Raw genomic sequence first — 21,215 nt, 5'->3', positions numbered from 1 at the left:
GAATGGGGTCATATAGAGTCCGGGAACGATATACCGGACGGGTTTGTTTTGCGTCCGGTTGCTGGATTCATGCGTTGCCGCGGGATGAGCCGTATTCTGGGTACTGTCCCCGTCCTGCTTCATCTTCAAAAGATTCATGGCTGTGCTCCAGTAGATGCCATCGAATTGAGTGCGAAAAGAGTAACAAGGAGATATGAAAAAAACAAGTAATATCTTAATTTAATATTTAAATATTTTTATGTCATTGTTTAAAATACATAAATTATCGGATGGCGTGTGTTTGGGGATTGGGTGATCGCCGGGATAATCCGTAAAGGTTCCGGCCTGGAATCGGGAATGCGTCCGCTGCATGGGTCGGTCCGGATCCGCCAGGAAGGCTGCTGGAAGGCCGCGAGATTCAAGCTTATGCCCCGACGCACGATAAGGTGTCTGCACTCTATGAACGTGCTTAGTCGCGTGCCTATTGGGGCATGGAAGTCATATCGAACTGCCCGGCTAATGATCAAAGCTTGAGCCCCGGCCAAAGCCGGGGCTTGTTTTTTGGCGTCTGGCGCGCCCCTGTCTCGGAATTAATCTCCACGTTCGTCATTCTCCCGGGTCGATCGTCGATGGCGGCCATCATCTTGAATCCCCTTCCCGTGACCCAATATGTCATTAATATACGTTCCATACGCGTAAGGATGATTCGCCGGCATATCACCGCAGATTGGTATTTACCGCCCGGCCATCAGGCCGGAAGGATGCGTGGACCGGGCGGACGAGGCGACGGATGCAATACAAGGATTATTACAAGCTGCTCGAAGTTTCCCGTGATGCATCACAGGACGAGATCAAGCGCGCCTACCGCAAACTGGCGCGCAAGTATCATCCGGACGTCAGTCGAGAGCCGGATGCAGAGGAGAAATTCAAGGGGATCGGCGAGGCCTATGAGGTACTCAAGGATCCGGAGAAGCGCGCGGCATATGACCGCCTGGGAACGGATTGGCGCGCCGGGCAGGAATTCCATCCTCCGCCGGGCTGGGATGCCGGCTTCGAATTCAGCGGCGACGCTGCATTCACGGGTGAGAGCGCTGCGTTCAGCGAATTCTTCGAATCGTTGTTCGGGCATGGCGCTGCGGGAGCGCGCCGCGGGCAGGCCGGTTTCCGCGCCCGCGGACAGGATCATTTCGCCAAGATTCTGATCGCGCTCGAGGACGCCTACCATGGAGCGACCCGGCCCGTCACCCTGACCACACCGGAGTTGGATCCGCACGGGCGGCTGCATACCCGCAGGCGCACGCTGAACGTTCAGATTCCAAAGGGCATCCGGCAGGGACAGCACATCCGTCTGGCGGGGCAGGGTGCGTCAGGGAGCGGCGGTGTGGGGGATCTGTATCTGGAAGTGGCGTTTCAAACACATCCCTTTTATCGTATTGAGGATCGCGATGTTTATCTGGACCTGCCGGTGGCTCCCTGGGAGGCCGCGCTGGGCGCGACGATCCAGGCGCCGACGCCGGCCGGCAGGGTGGAACTCAAGGTCCCACCCGGTTCGGGCAATGGGCGCGCCTTGCGCCTCAAGGGGCGGGGCATTCCCGGAAATCCGCCGGGAGACCTCTACGTGGTGCTGCAGGTAGTGTTGCCGCCCGCGGATTCCGAGCCGTCCAGAGCGCTGTATCGGAAAATGGAGCGGGAGTTGAAATTCAATCCGCGCGCCCAGTTGGAAGAATGATCTCATGCAGGAACATGAGCTGATGGATATTCTGGCCGGTGAGATCGTCGATGAAGATGCGACCCTCACGCTGGCGGAGTTGTGCCGGGCCTGTGAGGCGGGCGAAGACTGGATCATGGGCCTGGTCGCGGAGGGAGTGCTCGAACCGCACACTCGCGCTGGGACCGAATGGCGTTTCCCCGGTGTCAGCCTCCGCCGCGCGCGGATCGTGATGCGGCTGCAGCGCGATCTCGGCGTCAATCTTTCCGGCGCGGCCCTGGCGGTGGATTTGATCGAGGAAATTCGGTGCCTGCGCGGGCGCGGTGAAATATGAACATATCGGGTGGCAGCCTGCCTGGATGAGGGGGAGCATGGATCCGCAATTGCATATTGTCTGCCCATTCTGCACGACGGTGAATCGGGTGCCCGGGGCGCGTCTGGGCGAGAATCCCGCTTGCGGGGCCTGCCACAAGCCCTTGTTCACCGCTCACCCGCTTGCGCTGTCCTCAGAGAATTTCCACAAGCATGCCTCGGCCAGCGACATCCCCTTGCTGGTGGATTTCTGGGCGCCCTGGTGCGGACCATGCAAGATGATGGCTCCCGCCTTCGAGCAGGCGGCGGCGCAGCTGGAACCGCAGGTGCGTCTCGCCAAACTCAATACCGAGGAGGAGCCGGAGCTCGGCACACGGTTCGGTGTTCGCAGCATACCTACACTGATGCTCTTCCATCGCGGCAAGGAGATCGCCCGCCAGGCCGGCGCCATCGGGACGGCCGATATCGTGCGCTGGGTGAACGCACACCGGTAGAATCGCGGGACCCGCCTCGTGTCGTGCAAAATGCCGGCATCTTTCATGCTAGAATCGCCGGGATTTCATGACAGACGAATCGTCCGCGATTACGCTTGCAGGCAGGGGATTCGTTTCATTTGATCCACAACCATAAGGAGCATCTCGATGAAGACGATGAGGCGCATCGCGCGCGGCATGAGTTCCCTGTTGATACCGGCCTTCCTTGCGCTCGGACTCCAGGCGCCGGCGCAGGCGGGCATGGTGGGTACCGATGCCATACTCGCCCAGGAGCAGTCCGCGGCGGAACGCGCGCGGGTTCTTGCCGCGCTGGAGCGGGAGGACGTGCGGCAGGGAATGGTCGCGCTCGGCGTCGATCCGCAGTCGGCGCAGGATCGCGTACTGGCGCTCACTGACGAGGAAGTCAGCCAGATGGCCGGCCGGCTGGATCAGCTGCCGGCGGGCGGTGATGCCCTGGGTGTGGTGGTGTTCATATTTGTCCTTCTGCTGGTGACTGACATCCTCGGCTACACGAACGTATTCCCCTTCGTGAAAAAGACGGTCAATTGATATTGGCGGTATGCGCCCGCCGCGTCTGGTTGACAGGCGTGGCGGGCGCATTGCTTTTACTCTGCGGTTGCGCGGGTGTGCCGCAGACCCAGGCCCTGCTGAGCAATCCTCCGCCGGAGCTCGGTCACAGCTTCGAACTGGATGAGGTCCCGTTCTTTCCGCAGGAGCGCTATCAATGCGGTCCCGCCGCGTTGGCCACGGTGCTGCGCTGGGGGGGGATCGAGGTGACGCCCGAGCAGATCGAACCCCGGATCTACCTCCCGGAACGCCAGGGCAGTCTGCAAGCCGAATTGATCGCCGCTGCGCGGCGCTATCAGCGCGTTTCCTATCCCTTGGACCCTGAATTGACGGCCATCCTGCGTGAGGTCAAGGCAGGACACCCTGTGCTGGTGCTGCAAAACCTCGCCTACAGCTGGTATCCGCGCTGGCATTACGCCGTGGTGGTCGGTTTCGATCTGGAGCGCAGAGAGGTGGTGTTGCGCTCGGGTACACACAAGCGTCATATCCAGTCCTTGCGCTCATTCGAGTACACCTGGGGGCGGGCCGGTCACTGGGCGGTTGTCATGCTCGATGCGTCGCTCGTGCCGGCGACGGCCTCCGAACAGGCGTATCTGCGTGCGGTGCTGGGTTTTGAACAGACCGGCGACTGGGTAACCGCGGCGGCGGCGTATCGCGCAGCGGCCGGACGATGGCCTGCCAGTGCCGGCGCCTGGTTTGGTCTGGGCAATGCGGCCTATCAGCTGCACGATCTGCGCGGCGCCGAGACCGCATTCCGGCGTGTATTGGAACTGCGGCCGGAGTTTCCCTCCGCCCTGAATAATCTTGCGCTCGTACTCTTCGAACAAGGTAGCGCAGATGAGGCCGTGGTTCTGGCGCAACGGGCGCTGGCAACCGATCCTGACAATCCGGCATTTCAGGCGACGCTGGATGAGATCATGCTTCGTATGAGCGGACATCCCTGAGTCGTTGATCTCCCCTTGCATGAGTGGTGTTCCGTGCGTGACCGACGCGGAATCATACTCGTGTCGCGCACGCCCGGACTTACGTTTCTGAAGCATCTTCCTGTTCCTTCGATGAGGCTGTCCTGTGCCTATAGGATCATCGAGCACGATTTCTGCAACAAGCTTATGCATTGTGAAGGATGCATGCGCATGAATACTCGCGATGACCGAGTATGTGCCGGAATTTCACTTTGGGGCAGGATTGTGGAATTTTCGCTTCCTGGCCTGTGTCGATTTGATTTCCGAGATCCTGTGCCGTGAGGGCTTCCATCAATATCATGATGTGATCCGAAAAGAGTAGGGCGTGAGGTTGTCACCCTTCTGTCTCCGTATGGAGACGCGCGCTTTGTGAGAGTCGTCACTAATTCGGCGCCCAGTGTAATGATAAATTCATCGACCTCGCGGAACTTTCAAACGCAGCTCTTCGTCATAGCTGATATCGTCGTCGCGGTTGGATAGCGATGATGATCAAGGCCGCGGGAGAAGCTGAAATAGAGGTCGAGTGCTTTTGGTGCGGTCTGTCAGTCGTTGAACAATGGAGGTGCACTATGATTCATGATTCCCATATGAACGAAGAAATATCCCATCGCGCAACCATGCTGGTTCTCAGCATAACGCTCGTTCTGGCTACGCTGTCGATGGAAGGCCCGTTGGGCTGGCGTTCGGTGTTCCCGCTGATCGCGATCTGGCCAGGAATCGCGGCGCTGGTCGGTTTGCAGCTGGCGCCGTGGGGCAGGATCTTCAGCAAGGCCCCCGGCAACAACACCGCGTCCATCGCATACAAGGATATGCCCACTCACGCGTGAGCCCGCCGCCTGATCATATCGGCGACCGCATGTCGCACAGATACTGCACTGTCATCCCTTAAGAGGTCCAGAGGCGTGCCGCGCCATACCGGAGCCGGTATGGCGCGGTGCACCGGGAGTGCGTTACGGTCTCCCGTCCTGTTGTCCTCCCCTGTCTTTTCCGTGATTAATGCGCGAGAATACAGTCCGCCGCGAAACGGGTATGTTGTAGTTTCGTAACATAATCGGTTTGGGCGGGTTTCGTGGCGGAATTGACATGGGAGGAACGTGTGAGGGTATCTGTCAGAACCTCTGTGATCGGAGTCCTGCTGGTTGTGGCGGCGGCTTGCGCGGTGTCCCCCACCGGGCGCAAGCAACTGACCTTGATGCCGGAATCGCAAATGATCGTGATGGGCGTCCAGTCTTTCAACGAGATCCAGGACAATACGCCACGCGAAAAGGATCCACTGGTCAACGCTTATGTACAGTGCGTTGCCGATGCCATCACGCGTTTGCCGGAGGTTCGCAAGCAGAGCGCGGATTGGCAGGTTGTCGTCTTCGATGATGAGACCGTGAATGCATTCGCACTCCCGGGGGGGAAGATCGGCGTCTACAAGGGATTGTTGCGCGTGGCGGAAACCCAGGGACAGCTCGCGGCTGTGTTGGGCCATGAAGTGGGGCATGTGCTGGCGCGGCACGGCAACGAGCGCGTATCCCAGCAGTTTGCCGTCGGCCAGACCCTGGCGATACTGGACGCATGGATGGCGGCCGGCAATAAGTCCAACCGGGATTCCGCCATGGCCCTGCTTGGGCTCGGGAGCCAGGTCGGTGTACTGTTGCCATTCAGCAGACTGCAGGAAAGCGAAGCGGATACCATCGGCCAGGACCTGATGGCGCGTGCGGGATTCGATCCGCGCGAGAGCACCATGCTGTGGCAGAACATGGGCAAGGCGAGTGGTGGTCAGCCCCCGGAGTTTCTCTCGACGCATCCCGCGCACATGACCCGCATCAAAGAGCTGCAGGCGGGCATGCCGCGCGCACTGGAGCTCTATCACCAGGCCCAGGCCGAGGCGCTGCGGCCTGATTGCCGTCCGCCTCCGCTGAAGGGTTGAGCCGGCGCCCTAAATCCAAATAATAAAAACATATTTTACATATACTTAAATATTATTTCTCATATAATACATTCCAAAATGAGGGCGTGAGGTAAGTGTAGGGTCTTGAGTGGCGGGGCTGTCGAAATCGGGGAACCGAGGTATAATTCGAGCACGTCATTGTGGATCCGGCGGGGATATACGCAGGATGCCGGGGATAGATGAAATCACGGCCGAGGGCTCAGGGGGGAATGATGTCTATCCTGTTCGATAATTCCGATCTGTCGAATAAATACCCCCCGGTGCATCTGCGCAGTAACCGCCTGTTCTACGTCGACCCGATGGCGGAGAGCGCGGCGCACGGATGGTATCTCAAGGTGCGCGGTCCCCGTTGCTTCGGGCCCTTCCGGAGCAAGGAAGAGGCCGACCAGACCCTGAATCTCATCCTGAACAGATACCGGCAGACGAAGGATTCCAGCGGCCGCTGATCGTCCTGTTCAGGGGGCGCGGAGAGGTCTCCGCCTACCTAACCCTTCCTCGTATTCACGCTGAATTCCGTCAGAAACGGCGGGCAGGGGCATTCACATCACCTGGAGTTCCCTTAGTTATTCCCGCGATGAATTCGGGCCAGCGTGCACTGGCACTTGGGCCTGCAGCGCGATGACCCCGTTCCGGATTTGAGAAAATGGCGTTTTTTCGCTAAAATCGCCGGCTTTCGTCGTCCACTAGCAGGGGAAGAAACCGGAGTTGATATGACCAAGAAGATTGAATTTGCCCAGTGGCGCCCGCATCCCTGGCACGGCCTGGAGACCTGGGCCGGAAAGAAGGGCACCGTGCTTGCCTATATCGAGATCACGCCCTTCGATACCATCAAATACGAAGTGGACAAGACCAACGGCTACCTGCGCGTCGATCGTCCCCAGCGCACGTCCTCGCTGCCGCCCACACTGTACGGATTCGTCCCGCGTACGTATTGCGGGCGGCGTGTTGCCGGATTGGCGAGCAGCGTCACCGAGGGCGACGGTGATCCGCTCGACGTCTGCGTCATCAGCGAACGGCCGATCAGCCGGTCCGAAGTCATCATGAGCGCCAAGGTGATCGGTGGCATGTGCACCATCGACGGCGGCGAGGCCGACGACAAGATCATCGCCGTGCTGGAAAACGACTGTCTGTGGGACAAGATCGACAATGTCGACAATCTGCCGAGCCGCATGGTTGAGCGGCTGCGGCATTACTTCACCACTTACAAGTATGATCCGACCAAGCACGACCGCAGCCCGGTGGTGGTGGAGAATATCTACGGCCGCGATCACGCCATCAAAGTGGTTGAAGCCGCCGTGCAGGATTACAACGAGATCTACGCATAACAACCCGCGCGGGTGCACCGCTGGCGGCGGTGCGCCCGCATATCAATCTGTCCAGCCATGCTTGTGCGGGCGGGATAGTGTGCATAAAATTTCCTCTTTGTAGATCTTAAGATTCGCTTAAGTCGCACGCTCTAGAATTGCCCGTTTGGCAGCTTTGCATGATGCAGGCTGGGGGGGGGATGGAGCTGTCCGTAGTCATTCCGGTTTTTAACGAGCACGAGAGCATCAGGCTGCTGCTCGAGGAAGTCGGGCGGGCGATTGATCCGGGCGTGCATTATGAAATCATCGTGGTCGATGATGGCAGCACCGATGCGACCGCGGCTACCCTGGAAAAACTCGCTGCTGAGAACCCGCGCTTGCGCGTCCTGCGGCACCGGAGCAATCACGGCCAGAGCGCCGCGCTGGTGACGGGGATTGCCGCTGCCCGTTCACCCTGGGTGGTGACCTTGGACGGGGATGGACAGAATGACCCGCAGGATATCGGTCTCCTGCTGGAGGAGTGCGCCCAGGACGGGTTTCTCAAGCAGGATCGGCTCATCACCGGTCTGCGCCGGTACCGCAACGACAATCTTGTCCGCCGCGCCTCCTCCCGCGTCGCCAACGCGATCCGCGCCCGCCTGTTGCGTGATGACTGCCCGGATACTGGCTGCGGTCTCAAGTTGTTCCCGCGCGATGTCTTTCTGGCCCTGCCGCGTTTTGATCATATGCATCGCTTTCTGCCTGCGCTCTTCCGCAGCTACGGTTGCCGCGTGGTTTCTGTCGATGTTAGCCACCGGCCCCGTCTGCATGGGGTGTCGAAATACGGCTTGTTCGACCGTTTGTGGGTCGGTATCGTGGATATGCTGGGAGTGATGTGGCTGCAGCGTCGCTCGTGCCGTGCTGAAACACGGGAGGTCGCACAATGAGCAGAATGGAAATCGTGTGGCTCGGAATCGGGCTTTTCGGTCAGGCGCTCTTCTCGATGCGCTTTATCGTGCAGTGGTTTCACAGTGAGCGAGAAAAAAGGTCTGTTGTTCCGGTTCAGTTCTGGTACTTCAGCCTCGCAGGCGGGATCACCCTGCTGTGTTACGCCATCTACAAGCAAGATCCGGTATTCATCATCGGGCAGCTCTCCGGACTCTTCATCTACGGCAGAAATCTGTATTTCATCCACCGCGCCGAGGCACTAAGCGACAAATACGACCACCTTACGCGCTCCGGATGAGCGATCGTTTTCATTACTTCTTCTGGATCGGTCTGTGGCTGATCCTCACAGTATGCTCGCTGCTTTCCCGGCCGCTGTTGCCACTGGACGAGAGTCGATATGTGGGCGTGGCATGGGAAATGTGGACGCACGGGGATTTTCTCGTCCCGCATCTGAATGGGGAGCCCTACAGTCACAAGGCCCCGCTGCTGTTCTGGCTGGTTCATGTCGGTTGGTTCGCTCTGGGCGTCAACGACTGGTGGCCAAGGCTGATGCCGGCGCTGTCCGCACTGGGATCGCTATTTCTTGCCGCGCATATCGCCCGTCACCTTTGGCCCCATCGACCTGATGTGGCGCAACTGGTTCCGATCGTGCTGCTCGGTACCTCGATCTGGATCATTTACACCCCAGCGATGATGTTCGACATGATCCTGGTATTCTGGGTGCTGGCGGCGCTGGCAGGCCTGCTGGCGGCTGCGCAGTCAAGACGCACACGAGGCTGGATCGTCTTTTCGCTTGCGATGGCACTCGGCATTCTGACCAAAGGCCCGGTCATGCTGCTGCATGTGCTGGTGCCGGCGCTCTTGTTGCCGTTCCTGCTGCCCGAGTTTCGGCGCCGTGGCTGGTATATCAGGCTGACCGTCGCCACCGGCGCCGCGGTACTGCTTGTTCTGCTGTGGGCGGTTCCGGCGGCATTGGAAGGCGGCGCGGAATACGCCCGCGCGATTTTCTGGGGCCAGACCAGCGGACGCGTGGTCGATTCCTTTGCGCATCAGGCGCCATGGTGGTGGTATCTGGCATATCTGCCTGTAGTGCTGTTTCCCTGGCTGTATTGGCCGCGCTTGTGGTCGGCGCTACGCCAACTCTGGCGGCAGGATCATGATCGCGCCGCAGCGTTCTGTGTTGTCTGGTTCGTTATTGTTCTGGCCGTCTTCAGCCTGATCAGCGGAAAGCGCCTGCATTATCTGTTGCCGGCGTTTCCGGCGCTCGCGCTGCTTGCGGCCCGCGCGCTGGCGGCACTGCAGACGCGGACCAAGTCGGGCGGGGGGGTGTGGCCGGTCGTTTTTATGTTCGTTTCACTCGGTCTCGGTCTGATGGTCGCGCCGGAGTTTCTCCCGCGGCATGAAACGCCAGACTGGCAGGGGCTATTGATGACAAGATTGGGGGTCATCATGCTCGGCGCGGCTGTCGTGCTGACAGTGTTGGGCAAAAGGCAATCCGTCCCGAAGACACGTGCGCTGCAGCTGAGTACAGTCACGGTCATCACATTAAGCGTGGTGGAAGCAACGCTGATGTCCTCGGCCTTACCGTATTACGACCTGCGACCGGTAAGCCAATATCTGCACGAACAGCAGGAAAAAGGCGTTTCTCTGGCAACCGTTGGAAAGTATCACGACCAGTTTCAGTTCTATGGACGTCTCACGAGACCGCTGGACGCAGTGATGGAGAAAGATGCGCAGGATTGGGGGCAATCCAATCCCGAAGGATTGATCGTGTCCTATTACGACGCCGAAGTTCCCGCAGCTTCCGTGGAGCCTGTGCTTCGCGCCCATTATCGCGGCGGGTGGCTGGCCGTTTGGCGGGGGGCGGACCTCGCCGGCTACCCGGAGTTGGCGCGCGCCGATTGAATTCCACGGCGCATTGCCCGCGCCGTCAGACAGGAGTTGGGATAGTTTTCAATGGCCGAGCATCCAGGGCCGCTTGACCCCGCTTTGGGCCTTCAGGGCCGTACCGGTACTGGTGGCAGCGTTGTGGCTGCATCCGGGACCGCACTGGTGGCGTCGCGAGACCCGTGGTTCGTGAGCACTGCGCTCGTTTATCTGGTGAGCCTTGCGCACACCCGGATCCATCATGCTGAGGCGGGGCGCGGACAGCAGGCGCCCGGCGGTGCCGCCGCATCCAGGGCAGGCTGCGCCAGCCTTGTGTTCCGACATCGGGCGGAGCTGGGTGAATTCGTGATTGCATTCATGGCAGAAGTATTCGTAGACCGGCATGGAAGATTCTCCTCGATGACCGGCGGACGGCCATCGCCGTCCGCCGGTATGCGTTCAGGTTGATATCGGCTGTTCAACGATCCTTCCAATAGGACACCGGGATGTCCGCGCCGCCGGAGATGTACTTCTTTGGCCCTTCCTTGCACGGATTGATGTCGAACTCGAAGATTTCGGTAGGCAGCATCAGTGTGGCGCAGACATTGGGGATGTCGACGATGCCGCTGATGTGGCCCTCGACCGGCGCGCAGCCGAGAATGGCGTAGGCCTGGGCCCCGCTGTAGCCGAATTTCTTCAGGTACTCGATCGCGTTCAGGCAGGCCTGGCGGTAGGAGATGTGGGCGTCCAGGTAGTGCTGCTTGCCCGATTCGTCGACCGAGATGCCTTCGAAGATCAGGTGCTGCTTGTATTCGGGCTTGAGCGGGCTGGGCTTGAAGATCGGATTCTTCACGCCGTACTTCGCCACGCCATCCTTGATGATGTCGACCTTGATGTGGATCCAGCCGGCCATCTCGATGGCGCCGCAGAAGGTGATCTCGCCGTCGCCCTGCGAGAAGTGCAGGTCACCCATCGAGAGTCCGCCGCCCTTGACGTAGACCGGGAAATAGACCTTCGACCCGCGCGTGAGATCCTTGATGTCACAGTTCCCGCCGTGCTCACGCGGCGGAACCGTACGCGCGGCCTCCATCGCTGCGGTCTTCGCGGCATCCGGTTTCATACTGCCCATATGCGCCGTTTCGGGCGCTGTCGGAGCGATCAGCGGCGGCACGCGATCCGGGTTGGTGGCGAGCAGGGCGCCTTCGCGCTTGTTCCAGGTATCCAGCAGCGCCTTCGAGGGCAGGCAGCCGATCAGGCCGGGGTGAATGATGCCGGCGAACTTGACCCCCGGGACATGACGGGAGTGGGCGTAGATACCGCTGTATTCCCAGATCGATTTGCGCGCATCGGGGAAATGCTCGGTGAGGAAGCCGCCGCCGTTCTCGCGCGCGAAGAAGCCATTGAAGCCCCATTCCGAATTGGGCACGGTACCGATGTCGAGGATGTCGACCACCAGGAGGTCGCCCGGTTCCGCCCCTTCCACCCCGATGGGTCCGGACAGGTAGTGGACCTTGGTCAGGTCCACATCGCGCACATCGTCCGCGCTGTCGTCATTATGAATCTGCCCGCCGGTCCAGTCGACGCACTCGACCTTGAAGTCGTCCCCCGGCTTTACCCAGGCGATGATCGGTATGTCGGGATGCCAGCGGTTGTGTATACAGGGGTGCTGCTCGGGGGTTTTGGAAAAATCGATCTTGATCAGCGTATCTGTCATGTCCGTCTCCAGAATATATGTGGATCGAGCGCATCGGCTCCGCGTACCGCCGTGACTCACGGAAGCAAATGCCAGTGTGTGAAGCCCGCAGGATTGCGTGTTCCAATCAGCTATCAGCACAGACCGTGCCAGAGGTTGTCTGCTCTATTGATGGGCAGGGAAATGCACTGAAAACGGGGATTTTTGTTCATTCGCGCTCCATTCTGGTTGGCTGAGTCCGCGCGGGTCGATAATTGTCAGATGACAAAGATGACAATGTCATTTGACATTTCGCGCAATGACAGATCGGAACAATATGCTGGAACGTTCTGCTGCACAAAAAATCACCACGCCGATTGATCGCACGATCCCTATCGCCACCGGATTTCATGCGTAGAAATTTTCTCTGGAAATATTTATAGACGATTTCGATCAACAAGTTGTCACGTGCTTCTCGAAGTCATCGAGGAATCATCCGGAGAGTTCACGCACGACTCCGCCAGTGCGAATTCCGGGTGTGGCATGGTCGTTGCTCTTCAGGATTTAACGCGCTGTGCTTTCACGATTCAGAGACACGCGTTCAAGGCAGCATCGGTAATTTGAGACTCATAAATAGCTAAAGCAGAGCGGAGGAATGGCAACGATGTATTTTCTAGATAAGGCGAGAGATGTACTCAAGAAGAAGCGGCTGGTGGCGGCGCTGGGCGCTTCCATGCTGCTGGGCGCAGTATCAGCGGTGTCCGCGGCGACACTGCCCACGGCCCAGGTGAATACCACCGGTCTGGCGGTAACGGACACCACGGTCAAAGTCGGTATCCTGCATTCAACCACCGGCACCATGGCCATCAGTGAAACCGGTTCCGTCGAGGCGGAGATGCTTGCCATTGAGCAGATCAACGCAATGGGCGGTATCCTCGGACGCAAGATCGAGGTGATCCAGGAAGACGGCGCCAGTGACTGGCCGACCTTCGCCGAAAAGGCGAAGAAGCTCCTGGAAAAGGACAAAGTAGCCGCGGTTATGGGCTGCTGGACCTCGGCCTCACGCAAGGCGGTGCTTCCGGTATTCGAGAAGGACAACGGTCTGCTCTACTACCCGACTTTCTATGAAGGTCTGGAAGAGTCCAAGAACGTGTTCTACACCGGACAGGAAGCGACACAGCAGATCCTGGCGGGTCTCGACTGGGCGAGCAAGGAACTCGGCGCCAAGACCTTCTATCTCGTCGGTTCGGACTACATCTGGCCGCGCACTTCGATGAAGATTGCGCGCAAGCACATCGAGAATGTCCTGAAGGGTACCGTAGTGGGTGAGGAGTATTACCCATTGGGCAGCACCCAGTTCGGTTCGCTCATCAACAAAATCAAGCTGAAGAAACCTGACCTGGTCTTCGGCGCGGTGGTGGGCGGAAGCAACGTGGCCTGGTTCAAGCAGCTCAACGCGGCCGGATTGACCTTCAAGAAGCAGCCCATGCTGACCATTTCGGTGACCGAGGATGAAGTGCTCGGCATCGGTGGCGAGAACGTCGAAGGCCTGTATTCCTCGATGAAGTATTTCCAGGCCCTGGATCTGCCGGGAAACAAGAAGTTCATCGACGCGTTCAAGAAGAGGTGGGGTGATGACTCGGTCATCGGCGACGTGACGGAATCCGCCTATCTGGGTCCGTGGCTGTGGCTACGCGCGGTTGAAGCGGCCAAGAGCTTCGATGTCGACAAGGTCGTGGCGGCTTCTCCTGGTATCGAGTGGGAGGACTCCCCGCATGGTTACCTCAAGGTCGACAAGAACCACCATCTGTGGATGAAGACCCGCATCGGTGAGTGGCAGAAGGATGGTCAGGTCAAGATCGTGTATGAGTCCGACGTGATCAAGCCGGATCCGTTCCCGGCGGGCTATCAATAACTGTGTAATGGCTGCGGCGGCGTAGTGCCGCCGCAGCATCACTCGGCGCGTAGGGTCTGAACAGGGCACAAACTGGGGGTCGTGATGGACGGATATTCAGCTTCAGAACTTCTAAATATTTTCGCAATGCAGGCCTTCGCGGGCGTCAGTCTGTTCTCGGTGTTCGTGCTGATGGCCCTGGGTCTGGCGATCATCTTCGGTCAAATGGGCGTGATCAACATGGCGCATGGCGAGTTTCTCACCATCGGCGCCTACAGCACGGTGATGATGTCGATTCTGGCCGAAAAATACATGCCGGAATTCCTGCCTTACTACTTTATTTTCGCGGTTATCGCAGCGTTTATCGTGGCATTTACTATCGGATATCTGGTCGAGTTCCTGATGATCCGGCATTTATATCGGCGGCCGCTCGACACGCTGCTGGCGACCTGGGGCCTCAGCCTGATCATGCAGCAGATCTTCCGTTCATCATTCGGCGCGCGAGAGGTCAGTGCTACCTTGCCGGATTGGCTGATGGGATCGTGGCAGCCGGTCGAGGGCGTGGATATCCCGCTCAATGGATTGTTTGTACTTGGACTGACATTACTGCTGTCACTTGCCGTATTTATTTTCCTGTTTAAGTCGCGCTGGGGACTCAAGGTGCGTGCCACCACGCAAAACCGCCTGATGGCCGGTGCGGTGGGCATAAGTACCCCCATGGTCGACCGGCTTACCTTTGCGATCGGCTGCGGGATCGCGGGCGTGGCCGGTGCGGCGTTCACGACCATTGCCTCGACCGGGCCGACCAGCGGATCCCTCTATATCGTCGATACCTTCCTGGTGGTGGTGTTCGGCGGCGCTGGAAGCCTGCTTGGTACCTTTGCCTCGGCATTCACCATTGCTCAGGCACAATCGGTAATGGAATTCTTCATGAGCGGTTCGATGGCCAAGGTCCTGACCTTGCTGACGGTGATCATCATCCTGATGATTCGCCCGGAAGGCCTGTTCTCGGTCAAGGTTCGTAAATAGTCGGGGAGAGGTGATATATCATGCAAGTCGCAATGGATAAACTGTTCGGCGGACGCGAGGGCCTGGTGGGCCTCGTGATTCTCGCGGCCGTGATCTTCATCATCATGCCGCTTACCTTCGATATCTTCCGGCTCAACCTCGTCGGCAAGTACTTGACCTATGCCTTCGTCGCGATCGGTCTGGTGCTGTGCTGGGGTTATGGTGGAATCCTCAGTCTGGGACAGGGAATATTCTTCGGGCTGGGCGGTTACTGCATGGCCATGTTCCTCAAGCTCGAGGCTTCGGACCCGGAAAGCACGAAGATCCAGTCCACCCCCGGGATACCGGACTTCATGGACTGGAACCAGCTGACGTCCTTGCCGTGGTTCTGGGAGCCCTTCCATAGTCTGTCGTTCAGCCTGGTAGCCGTAATCGCGATACCCTGTATCTTCGCCTTTATCATCAGCGTAGCGATGTTCAAACGGCGAGTGGGCGGAGTCTACTTCGCCATCATCACCCAGGCGATCGCGCTGATCCTGACCATCCTGATCGTTGGACAGCAGGGCTATACCGGCGGAATCAATGGTATGACCGACCTGCGTACCCTGAAGGGATGGGACATCCGGACCGATGAAGCGAAGTACATACTTTACTTCTTCAACGGCGCGCTCCTCATCGGCTGTATCCTGATCGGTCGGCTGATCATCACGTCGAAACTGGGCAGGCTTCTGCTGGCGATGCGTGACCGGGAGGATCGCGTGCGGTTTTCCGGCTACGATGTTTCCAGCTTCAAGGTCTTCGTGTTCTGCGTGGGCGCGATGATGTCGGCGATCGGTGGCGCGATGTTCACCCTGCAGGTGGGTTTCATGTCGCCTTCTTTCGTCGGCATCGTGCCGTCGATCGAGATGGTGATATTCGCCGCGGTCGGCGGGCGCATGTCCCTGATCGGAGCGGTGTACGGGGCCCTGATCGTGAACTTCGCCAAGACCTTCTTCTCGGAGAGCTTCCCGGCCTTGTGGCTGTTCCTGATGGGCGGTCTGTTCATCGCGGTGGTCATGCTGTTCCCGAACGGACTGGCCGGTATCTACACCAGCTATATCAGACCGAGGATCGAGGCATGGAGACAGTCGAAACGTGGAGGCGGTGGCCTGCCGCCGACTGTGCCGGCAGAACCCCAGGCGCCGGTCCCGCCCAAACCGGTGGAGCGGGCGCCGGCATCCGCGGTGCCCCGTTCGCTCGCGGCCGGGATCCAGTCTGAACCGTCCCGTTCATAAACTCGGAGGATGACATGAGCAGCAATACAGACTTCGTGCTGTCGATAGAAGACCTGACCGTCTCCTTCGATGGATTCAAGGCAGTGGACAAGCTCAATCTGTACGTGGACAAGAACGAGATCCGTGTCGTGATCGGCCCGAACGGGGCAGGAAAGACCACGGTGCTTGATCTGATCTGTGGAAGGACCAAGGCCACCTCGGGGAGTATCAAGTTCAAGGGTCTGGAGCTTACCAGGATGTCCGAGCACCAGATCGTCCGCGCGGGTGTAGGGAGGAAATTCCAGAATCCCTCGATCTACGAGAACCTCACCGTGTTCGAGAACCTGGAAATCTCCTATCCCAAGGGGCGCTCGGTGTTCGGCGCCCTGGCATTCAAGCGGACCGCCGAGGTAATTGCCCGGGTTCAGGAGATTGCCAGAGAGATCATGCTGGAGGAGTTTCTCGGTACCGAGGCCGGCCTGCTCAGCCATGGCCAGAAGCAATGGCTGGAGATCGGCATGCTGCTGATCCAGGACCCCGAACTGCTAATGCTGGACGAGCCGGTGGCGGGAATGAGCGCCCGCGAACGCGAGCTGACGGGACAGCTGCTCAAGCGCATTTGCAACAATCGTTCCGTTCTGGTGATCGAGCATGACATGGAGTTCGTCAAGAACATCGCGCACAAGGTGACGGTTCTGCATCAAGGCAAGATCCTCAAGGAGGGGTCGATGGATATGGTGCAAAGCGATCCCAAAGTCATCGAAGTCTATCTGGGGCATTGATCATGAGCGCAAACCTGAAATACAGCGAAGAAATCCCTCCGACGAGTACGGCAGAAGGTGAATCCATGCTGAAGGTCGAGGATCTGGTGGTCTGCTATGGCCAGAGCGAGATCATTCACGGCCTCTCCTTCCAGGCCAGACCCAAGGAGACGCTTGCCATCATGGGCCGCAACGGCATGGGAAAGACCACCCTGTTCAAGTCACTGATGGGCGTGATCCCGAGCAAGAGCGGCAAGGTATCGGTGGCGGGCAAGGACATCAGTGGTCTGCCCAGCTACAAGCGCGTGGCAGGCGGCATCGCCTACGTGCCCCAGGGACGCATGATATTTCCAACCCTGACAGTGAAGGAGAATATCGAGACCGGTCTGGAAACAAACAAGAACAAGACCGTTCCTGACGAGATCTATGAGTTGTTTCCCGTGCTATGGGAGATGCGCGGTCGCAAGGGTGGCAATCTCTCCGGCGGCCAGCAGCAGCAGCTCGCCATCGCCCGGGCCCTGGCCTCGGATCCGAAGGTCCTGTTGCTGGACGAGCCTACCGAGGGCATCCAGCCGTCCATCATCAAGGACATCGCCAAGATCCTGAATGAGATCCGCCGCATGCGCGATATCACCATCATCGTCTCGGAACAGGTGCTGAGCTTCACCCTGGAGATCGCCGATCGCCTGCTGGTGATCGAGCGCGGCAGTTTCGTGCATGAGGACCTGCGCGCCAACGTCGACGCCAAGAAGATCACCGCCTACCTGTCGGTATGATCGGATCCTTTCCCTTCCTTTCCCTCCCTCTGCGCCTTACCGGCGAAGGGGGAGGGTTTTGCCGCTCCGAATCCTGTCCAGTGGCGGTGGAGCCACCGCGATACGGGCCGGAACCCTGCGGCTGGTGGCGAGATCCGGGACAAAACAGGGGTTCCCCGGCTCGAGCTGCGCATGTTCCGGGCGCCATGACGGACGTTGTCCTTGATGCGCCAGAAGGCTGCAGCGAGACACGGGTATCAGGTGACCGGTCCGGACTCCAGCTTGGCCAGACGGTAGCGGAACTGGCGCAGCGTCATGCCGAGCAGTTCGGCGGCGCGGGTCTGGTTCCCGCCGGTACGCTTCAGTGCCTCCATCAGGCGGGAGCGCTGCTTGATATCGACGCGCTCATAGGGCCGGTAGCGGATATCCGTCTCGGGCGTTGCTGGAAGCGGCGGAGATTTTGCGGCGACTGCGGCTGGTATGGACATCGCAGGCGGCGGCGTTTCCTCGGCGTGGTGAAGTGAACCCATGCCGGCTTCCTCCACCAGCATGGCGGCGATCTGTCCCTCGGTGATGAGAGAATCTTCGGCCTGGAGCACGGCGCGTTCCACCACGTTCTGCAACTGGCGGATATTGCCATGCCAGTAGAATGCCTGCAGCCGCTCCATGACGCCGGCCGAGAAGCTCACATGGCGCCGGTACATGGATTGGTAGCGGTTGAGGAAGTGTTCCGCCAGCAGCGGGATATCGCTGCGACGTTCGCGCAGCGGTGGTAGATAGACCGGCAACACGTTGAGGCGGAAGAACAGGTCGAGACGGAACTCACCCTGTTCCACGGCCCGTTTCAGATTAATGTGCGTCGCGGTGATGATGCGGAAATCGACCTCGACGGGGCGCTCCCCGCCCACCGGCTCCACCTGGCGGTCCTGCAGAACGCGCAACAGCTTGGTCTGCAGGTCGGTCTGCAGATCGCCGATCTCGTCCAGGAACAGGGTGCCGCCCTCGGCCTGCTGGAGCTTTCCCTTCTTGTTCTTGTGCGCCCCCGTGAAGCTGCCTTTCTCGTGACCGAACAGCTCCGATTCCAGCAGCTGTTCCGGGATGGCGGCGCAGTTGAGCGCGATGTAGGGACCGTTACGGCGATGGCTCAGTTTGTGCATCATCGCCGCGAACATCTCCTTGCCGGTGCCGGACTCGCCGAGCAGCAGTACAGGTGCATCGCTGTGCTTGGCATTGTCGAGCTGTTTCACTGCAGCGAGCAGCACCGGGCTGTTGCCGATGATGCCGTGTTCCTCGCACAGCTTCTGCAGGCGATCGCTGCGATTGTCGAGTGTTTCCATATAGGCCTGGAAGTGATCCTGCTGGCGCATCATGACGAGAATGAATCCGATCATCGAGGCGATGATGCGCATCAGGTCAACGTCCTGCGTGTAGAGCCGCTGCGTATTCGTTTCGCGTTGCGCGGACAATACCCCGATCGGCCTGCCCTCGATCACGATCGGTACCGAGATAAAGCCCACGCCTTCCTTCTTGCCGTCGATCGGTTCCGCGATCCGCGTGAGGAAGATCGGCTCGTCGGTGACATCGGTGACCAGCGCGAGCTGACCGGAGCGCCAGACGGCGCCGGTCAGGCCCTGGTCGAAAGGCACGTTGTAATCACCCTGCAGCAAGCGCTCGCGGATCAGCCCGTAGGAGTAGGTGATCTGTAATTCATTGGTGGTGTAATTCGGCAGCAGTACGCGGCCATAGTGCAGGCTGGCCCACTCGGACAGCAGGCGCAGCACCCCGGTGATCTTCTGCTCCGGTGGAACGGAACGCGTCAGGAGCCGGGTAGCCTCCAGAATCAGGGCGTCGTTGATTTGAAATTTCGAATGCATTGTGGTCATGGCACTATCCGCTTTGATTTATTGAGCTGCTCGATCCGCGGTCAAACGGTGCCGGCATGGGGCGCATATTTGTATCATCTCCCCATGTGATAGGTAGCAAGCCACATACCATTCGGAACTAAATAATAAAAATGTATTTAAAATAGTCAGTTGGTTTAGTAATAGAAGGTTTATTCTCAATTATTCGGGCGCTGACTCGCACCATTTTGGGCGGCTTGCCTGACCAGACCGGCAAATAGAGTGCAGATAACGGGAGTCCAGACGGACAGAATATACGATCTTCGGTGAGATCAATTCCCGCCGGACTCCTTGTTTCCGTTACTTCCGCCAGTACACCGGAGAAAACAGCACCAGTAGCGTGAAGATCTCGAGGCGTCCGAGCAGCATGGCCAGGGTGCAGAGCCACTTGGCGACGGGGTTGACATCGTGGAAGGTGGTGGCGACATCGCCCAGGCCGGGGCCGATATTGGTGAGGGTGGCGGTGACGGCGCCGAAGGCGGTCACCTGGTCTACGCCGGTGGCCATCACCAGGATCATCAGACCGATGAATACAGCGACGTAGACCGAGAAAAAGCTCCATACCGCATCGAGCACCGGTTTGGGTACGACACGGCCGCTGATCTTGATCGGGCGGACCATGCTCGGGTGGATGAGCCGCAGCATTTCACGGATGCCCACCTTGCCCAGCACCATCGCGCGGATGACCTTGATGCCGCCCGAGGTCGAGCCGGCGCAGCCGCCCAGATGGCCGGCGAACATCAGCAGCAAGGGCAGGGCGAACGGCCAGAGCGAGAAGTCGGTCGTGGTGTAGCCGGTGGTGGTGATGATGGAGACCACCTGGAACGCGCCATATCGCAGGGCTTCGAGCAGGCTGCCATAGCTGCCACCAAGGTATAACAGCATGGCGGTGGTCGCGATCAGGCACGCGATGACGATAAAGAACGTCCTGACCTGCGGATCACGCCAGTAGCACGAAATACCCCTGCCATGAAAGAACAGGAAATGCACGTTGAAGCTGATGCCGCCCAGGACCATGAATATGATCGCGACAGTTTCGACGGCCGGATTGTCGAAAAACCCCAGGCTGGCATCATGGGTGGAAAATCCCCCGGTCGAGACCGTGCTGAAGCTGTGCGCGATCGCGTCGAAGACCGACATGCCGGCGAGCCAGTAGGCCGCGGCGCAGATCAATGTCAGTGACAGGTAGATGATCCACACGGCGCGCGCCGTATGGGCGATGCGCGGGGTGAGTTTCTCGTCCTTCATCGGTCCGGCGGTTTCGAGCCGGTAGAGCTGCATGCCGCCGACGCCCAGCATGGGCAGGATGGCAACGGCGAGCACCACCACCCCGATGCCGCCGACCCACATGAGTTGCTGCCGGTATATCAATATGGAGGGGGGGAGGTTGTCGATCCCGACGATGACGGTCGCGCCGGTGGTGGTGAAGCCGGACACTGCCTCGAAGACCGCGTCGGTGATGCTGAGGTGCGCCCCCAGCAGCAGGGGCAGGCTCCCCAGCATGCCGAGCAGGATCCAGAACAGCGCGACCACGAGAAAGGCCTCGCGGTTATGCAGTTCGGCCCGGCGCCGGCGGTTGGGATACCACAGCAGCAGCCCGGGCACGGCGATCAGCAGGATGCTCTGCACAAAGTGGAGCGCCTCCCCGTCCTGGGTATAGAGCGCCACCAGCAAGGTGGGGATGAGGGTGAGGCTGAACAGCAGCAGAAAGATCCCGACGATGCGGGTAACGATGGGGAAGCGCATGGCGGATAGTTCGGTCTGTCTCGCCCACGTCGGCAGGCAACATGTTCCCTGTTATGGAGTCCCTTCCGGGTGGGACAGATTAGATGTTATCGGGTACGGGCTGTCAAACGGGGCGCGATAGGCCGGATCATGTACCGGCCCGTCACGATTGAGTCCGGCGAGTTAAT

General features: G+C 59.4%; 21 protein-coding genes. 17 read left to right on the top strand and 4 right to left on the bottom strand.

Annotation, left to right across the window (positions count from 1 at the left end):
• Positions 1-769 precede the first annotated feature (769 nt).
• The 12 genes from IPM20_04635 (at position 770) to IPM20_04580 (ending at position 10,097) form a co-directional block, all read left to right on the top strand.
• The gene (locus IPM20_04635) at positions 770-1,708 is read left to right on the top strand and encodes a DnaJ domain-containing protein (protein MBK9130918.1); all 939 of its coding nucleotides are present in this window, start codon (positions 770-772) and stop codon (positions 1,706-1,708) included.
• A 4-nt stretch (positions 1,709-1,712) separates the two neighbouring features.
• On the top strand, positions 1,713-2,021 hold the full coding sequence (locus IPM20_04630) for a MerR family transcriptional regulator (protein ID MBK9130917.1): 309 nt from the start codon (positions 1,713-1,715) through the stop codon (positions 2,019-2,021).
• A gap of 37 nt (positions 2,022-2,058) precedes the next feature.
• A complete protein-coding gene (gene trxC / locus IPM20_04625; protein MBK9130916.1) occupies positions 2,059-2,493 on the top strand; it encodes a thioredoxin TrxC in 435 nt (144 codons plus the stop codon).
• A 156-nt stretch (positions 2,494-2,649) separates the two neighbouring features.
• Positions 2,650-3,042: a PA2779 family protein gene (locus IPM20_04620; GenBank protein ID MBK9130915.1), complete on the top strand. Its 393-nt coding sequence runs from the start codon at positions 2,650-2,652 to the stop codon at positions 3,040-3,042.
• A 77-nt stretch (positions 3,043-3,119) separates the two neighbouring features.
• Positions 3,120-4,004: a PA2778 family cysteine peptidase gene (locus IPM20_04615; GenBank protein MBK9130914.1), complete on the top strand. Its 885-nt coding sequence runs from the start codon at positions 3,120-3,122 to the stop codon at positions 4,002-4,004.
• Between the two features lie 605 nt (positions 4,005-4,609).
• Positions 4,610-4,849 carry a hypothetical protein gene (locus IPM20_04610; GenBank protein MBK9130913.1) on the top strand — a complete coding sequence of 80 codons (240 nt, stop codon included), beginning with the start codon at positions 4,610-4,612 and terminating at the stop codon, positions 4,847-4,849.
• 365 nt (positions 4,850-5,214) lie between these two features.
• A complete protein-coding gene (locus IPM20_04605; protein MBK9130912.1) occupies positions 5,215-5,940 on the top strand; it encodes a M48 family metallopeptidase in 726 nt (241 codons plus the stop codon).
• A gap of 233 nt (positions 5,941-6,173) precedes the next feature.
• Positions 6,174-6,407 (top strand): hypothetical protein, encoded by a 234-nt coding sequence (locus IPM20_04600; GenBank protein ID MBK9130911.1) that lies wholly within the window; start codon positions 6,174-6,176, stop codon positions 6,405-6,407.
• Between the two features lie 264 nt (positions 6,408-6,671).
• Complete coding sequence (locus tag IPM20_04595) at positions 6,672-7,286, top strand: inorganic pyrophosphatase (protein ID MBK9130910.1); 615 nt, start codon at positions 6,672-6,674, stop codon at positions 7,284-7,286.
• 179 nt (positions 7,287-7,465) lie between these two features.
• Positions 7,466-8,191, top strand: a complete 726-nt coding sequence (locus IPM20_04590) for a glycosyltransferase family 2 protein (protein ID MBK9130909.1) — start codon at positions 7,466-7,468, stop codon at positions 8,189-8,191.
• On the top strand, positions 8,188-8,490 hold the full coding sequence (locus IPM20_04585) for a lipid-A-disaccharide synthase N-terminal domain-containing protein (GenBank protein MBK9130908.1): 303 nt from the start codon (positions 8,188-8,190) through the stop codon (positions 8,488-8,490). The genes IPM20_04590 and IPM20_04585 overlap by 4 nt, the downstream gene beginning before the upstream one ends.
• Entirely contained in the window at positions 8,487-10,097 is a 1,611-nt protein-coding gene (locus IPM20_04580) for a glycosyltransferase family 39 protein (GenBank protein MBK9130907.1), read from the top strand. The genes IPM20_04585 and IPM20_04580 overlap by 4 nt, the downstream gene beginning before the upstream one ends.
• A 48-nt stretch (positions 10,098-10,145) precedes the next feature.
• On the opposite strand, the gene IPM20_04575 is transcribed toward IPM20_04580, so the two are convergent.
• A complete protein-coding gene (locus IPM20_04575; GenBank protein ID MBK9130906.1) occupies positions 10,146-10,463 on the bottom strand; it encodes a zinc ribbon domain-containing protein in 318 nt (105 codons plus the stop codon).
• Positions 10,464-10,536: 73 nt separating this feature from the next.
• Positions 10,537-11,772 carry an acetamidase/formamidase family protein gene (locus tag IPM20_04570; GenBank protein ID MBK9130905.1) on the bottom strand — a complete coding sequence of 412 codons (1,236 nt, stop codon included), beginning with the start codon at positions 11,770-11,772 and terminating at the stop codon, positions 10,537-10,539.
• Between the two features lie 691 nt (positions 11,773-12,463).
• Here IPM20_04570 and urtA point away from each other — a divergent pair.
• The 5 genes from urtA (at position 12,464) to urtE (ending at position 17,422) form a co-directional block, all read left to right on the top strand.
• Complete coding sequence (urtA, locus tag IPM20_04565; protein MBK9130904.1) at positions 12,464-13,645, top strand: urea ABC transporter substrate-binding protein; 1,182 nt, start codon at positions 12,464-12,466, stop codon at positions 13,643-13,645.
• Between the two features lie 84 nt (positions 13,646-13,729).
• The gene (urtB, locus tag IPM20_04560) at positions 13,730-14,653 is read left to right on the top strand and encodes an urea ABC transporter permease subunit UrtB (GenBank protein ID MBK9130903.1); all 924 of its coding nucleotides are present in this window, start codon (positions 13,730-13,732) and stop codon (positions 14,651-14,653) included.
• 20 nt (positions 14,654-14,673) lie between these two features.
• Complete coding sequence (gene urtC, locus IPM20_04555; protein MBK9130902.1) at positions 14,674-15,906, top strand: urea ABC transporter permease subunit UrtC; 1,233 nt, start codon at positions 14,674-14,676, stop codon at positions 15,904-15,906.
• Between the two features lie 14 nt (positions 15,907-15,920).
• Positions 15,921-16,667: an urea ABC transporter ATP-binding protein UrtD gene (urtD, locus tag IPM20_04550; GenBank protein ID MBK9130901.1), complete on the top strand. Its 747-nt coding sequence runs from the start codon at positions 15,921-15,923 to the stop codon at positions 16,665-16,667.
• Between the two features lie 65 nt (positions 16,668-16,732).
• Positions 16,733-17,422, top strand: a complete 690-nt coding sequence (gene urtE, locus IPM20_04545; GenBank protein MBK9130900.1) for an urea ABC transporter ATP-binding subunit UrtE — start codon at positions 16,733-16,735, stop codon at positions 17,420-17,422.
• Between the two features lie 236 nt (positions 17,423-17,658).
• Here urtE and IPM20_04540 read toward each other — a convergent pair whose 3' ends face one another.
• Together IPM20_04540 and IPM20_04535 are read right to left on the bottom strand one after the other, a co-directional pair.
• Entirely contained in the window at positions 17,659-19,284 is a 1,626-nt protein-coding gene (locus tag IPM20_04540) for a sigma 54-interacting transcriptional regulator (GenBank protein ID MBK9130899.1), read from the bottom strand.
• Positions 19,285-19,602: 318 nt separating this feature from the next.
• Positions 19,603-21,048: a potassium transporter gene (locus IPM20_04535; protein ID MBK9130898.1), complete on the bottom strand. Its 1,446-nt coding sequence runs from the start codon at positions 21,046-21,048 to the stop codon at positions 19,603-19,605.
• Between the last annotated feature and the right edge of the window lie 167 nt (positions 21,049-21,215).

This window comes from Gammaproteobacteria bacterium, from assembly GCA_016716465.1.
Classification (GTDB): Bacteria; Pseudomonadota; Gammaproteobacteria; order SZUA-140; family SZUA-140; genus JADJWH01.
The sequence above is the reverse complement of the archived record's forward strand: the minus strand, read 5'-3'. Positions and strand labels throughout refer to the sequence as shown.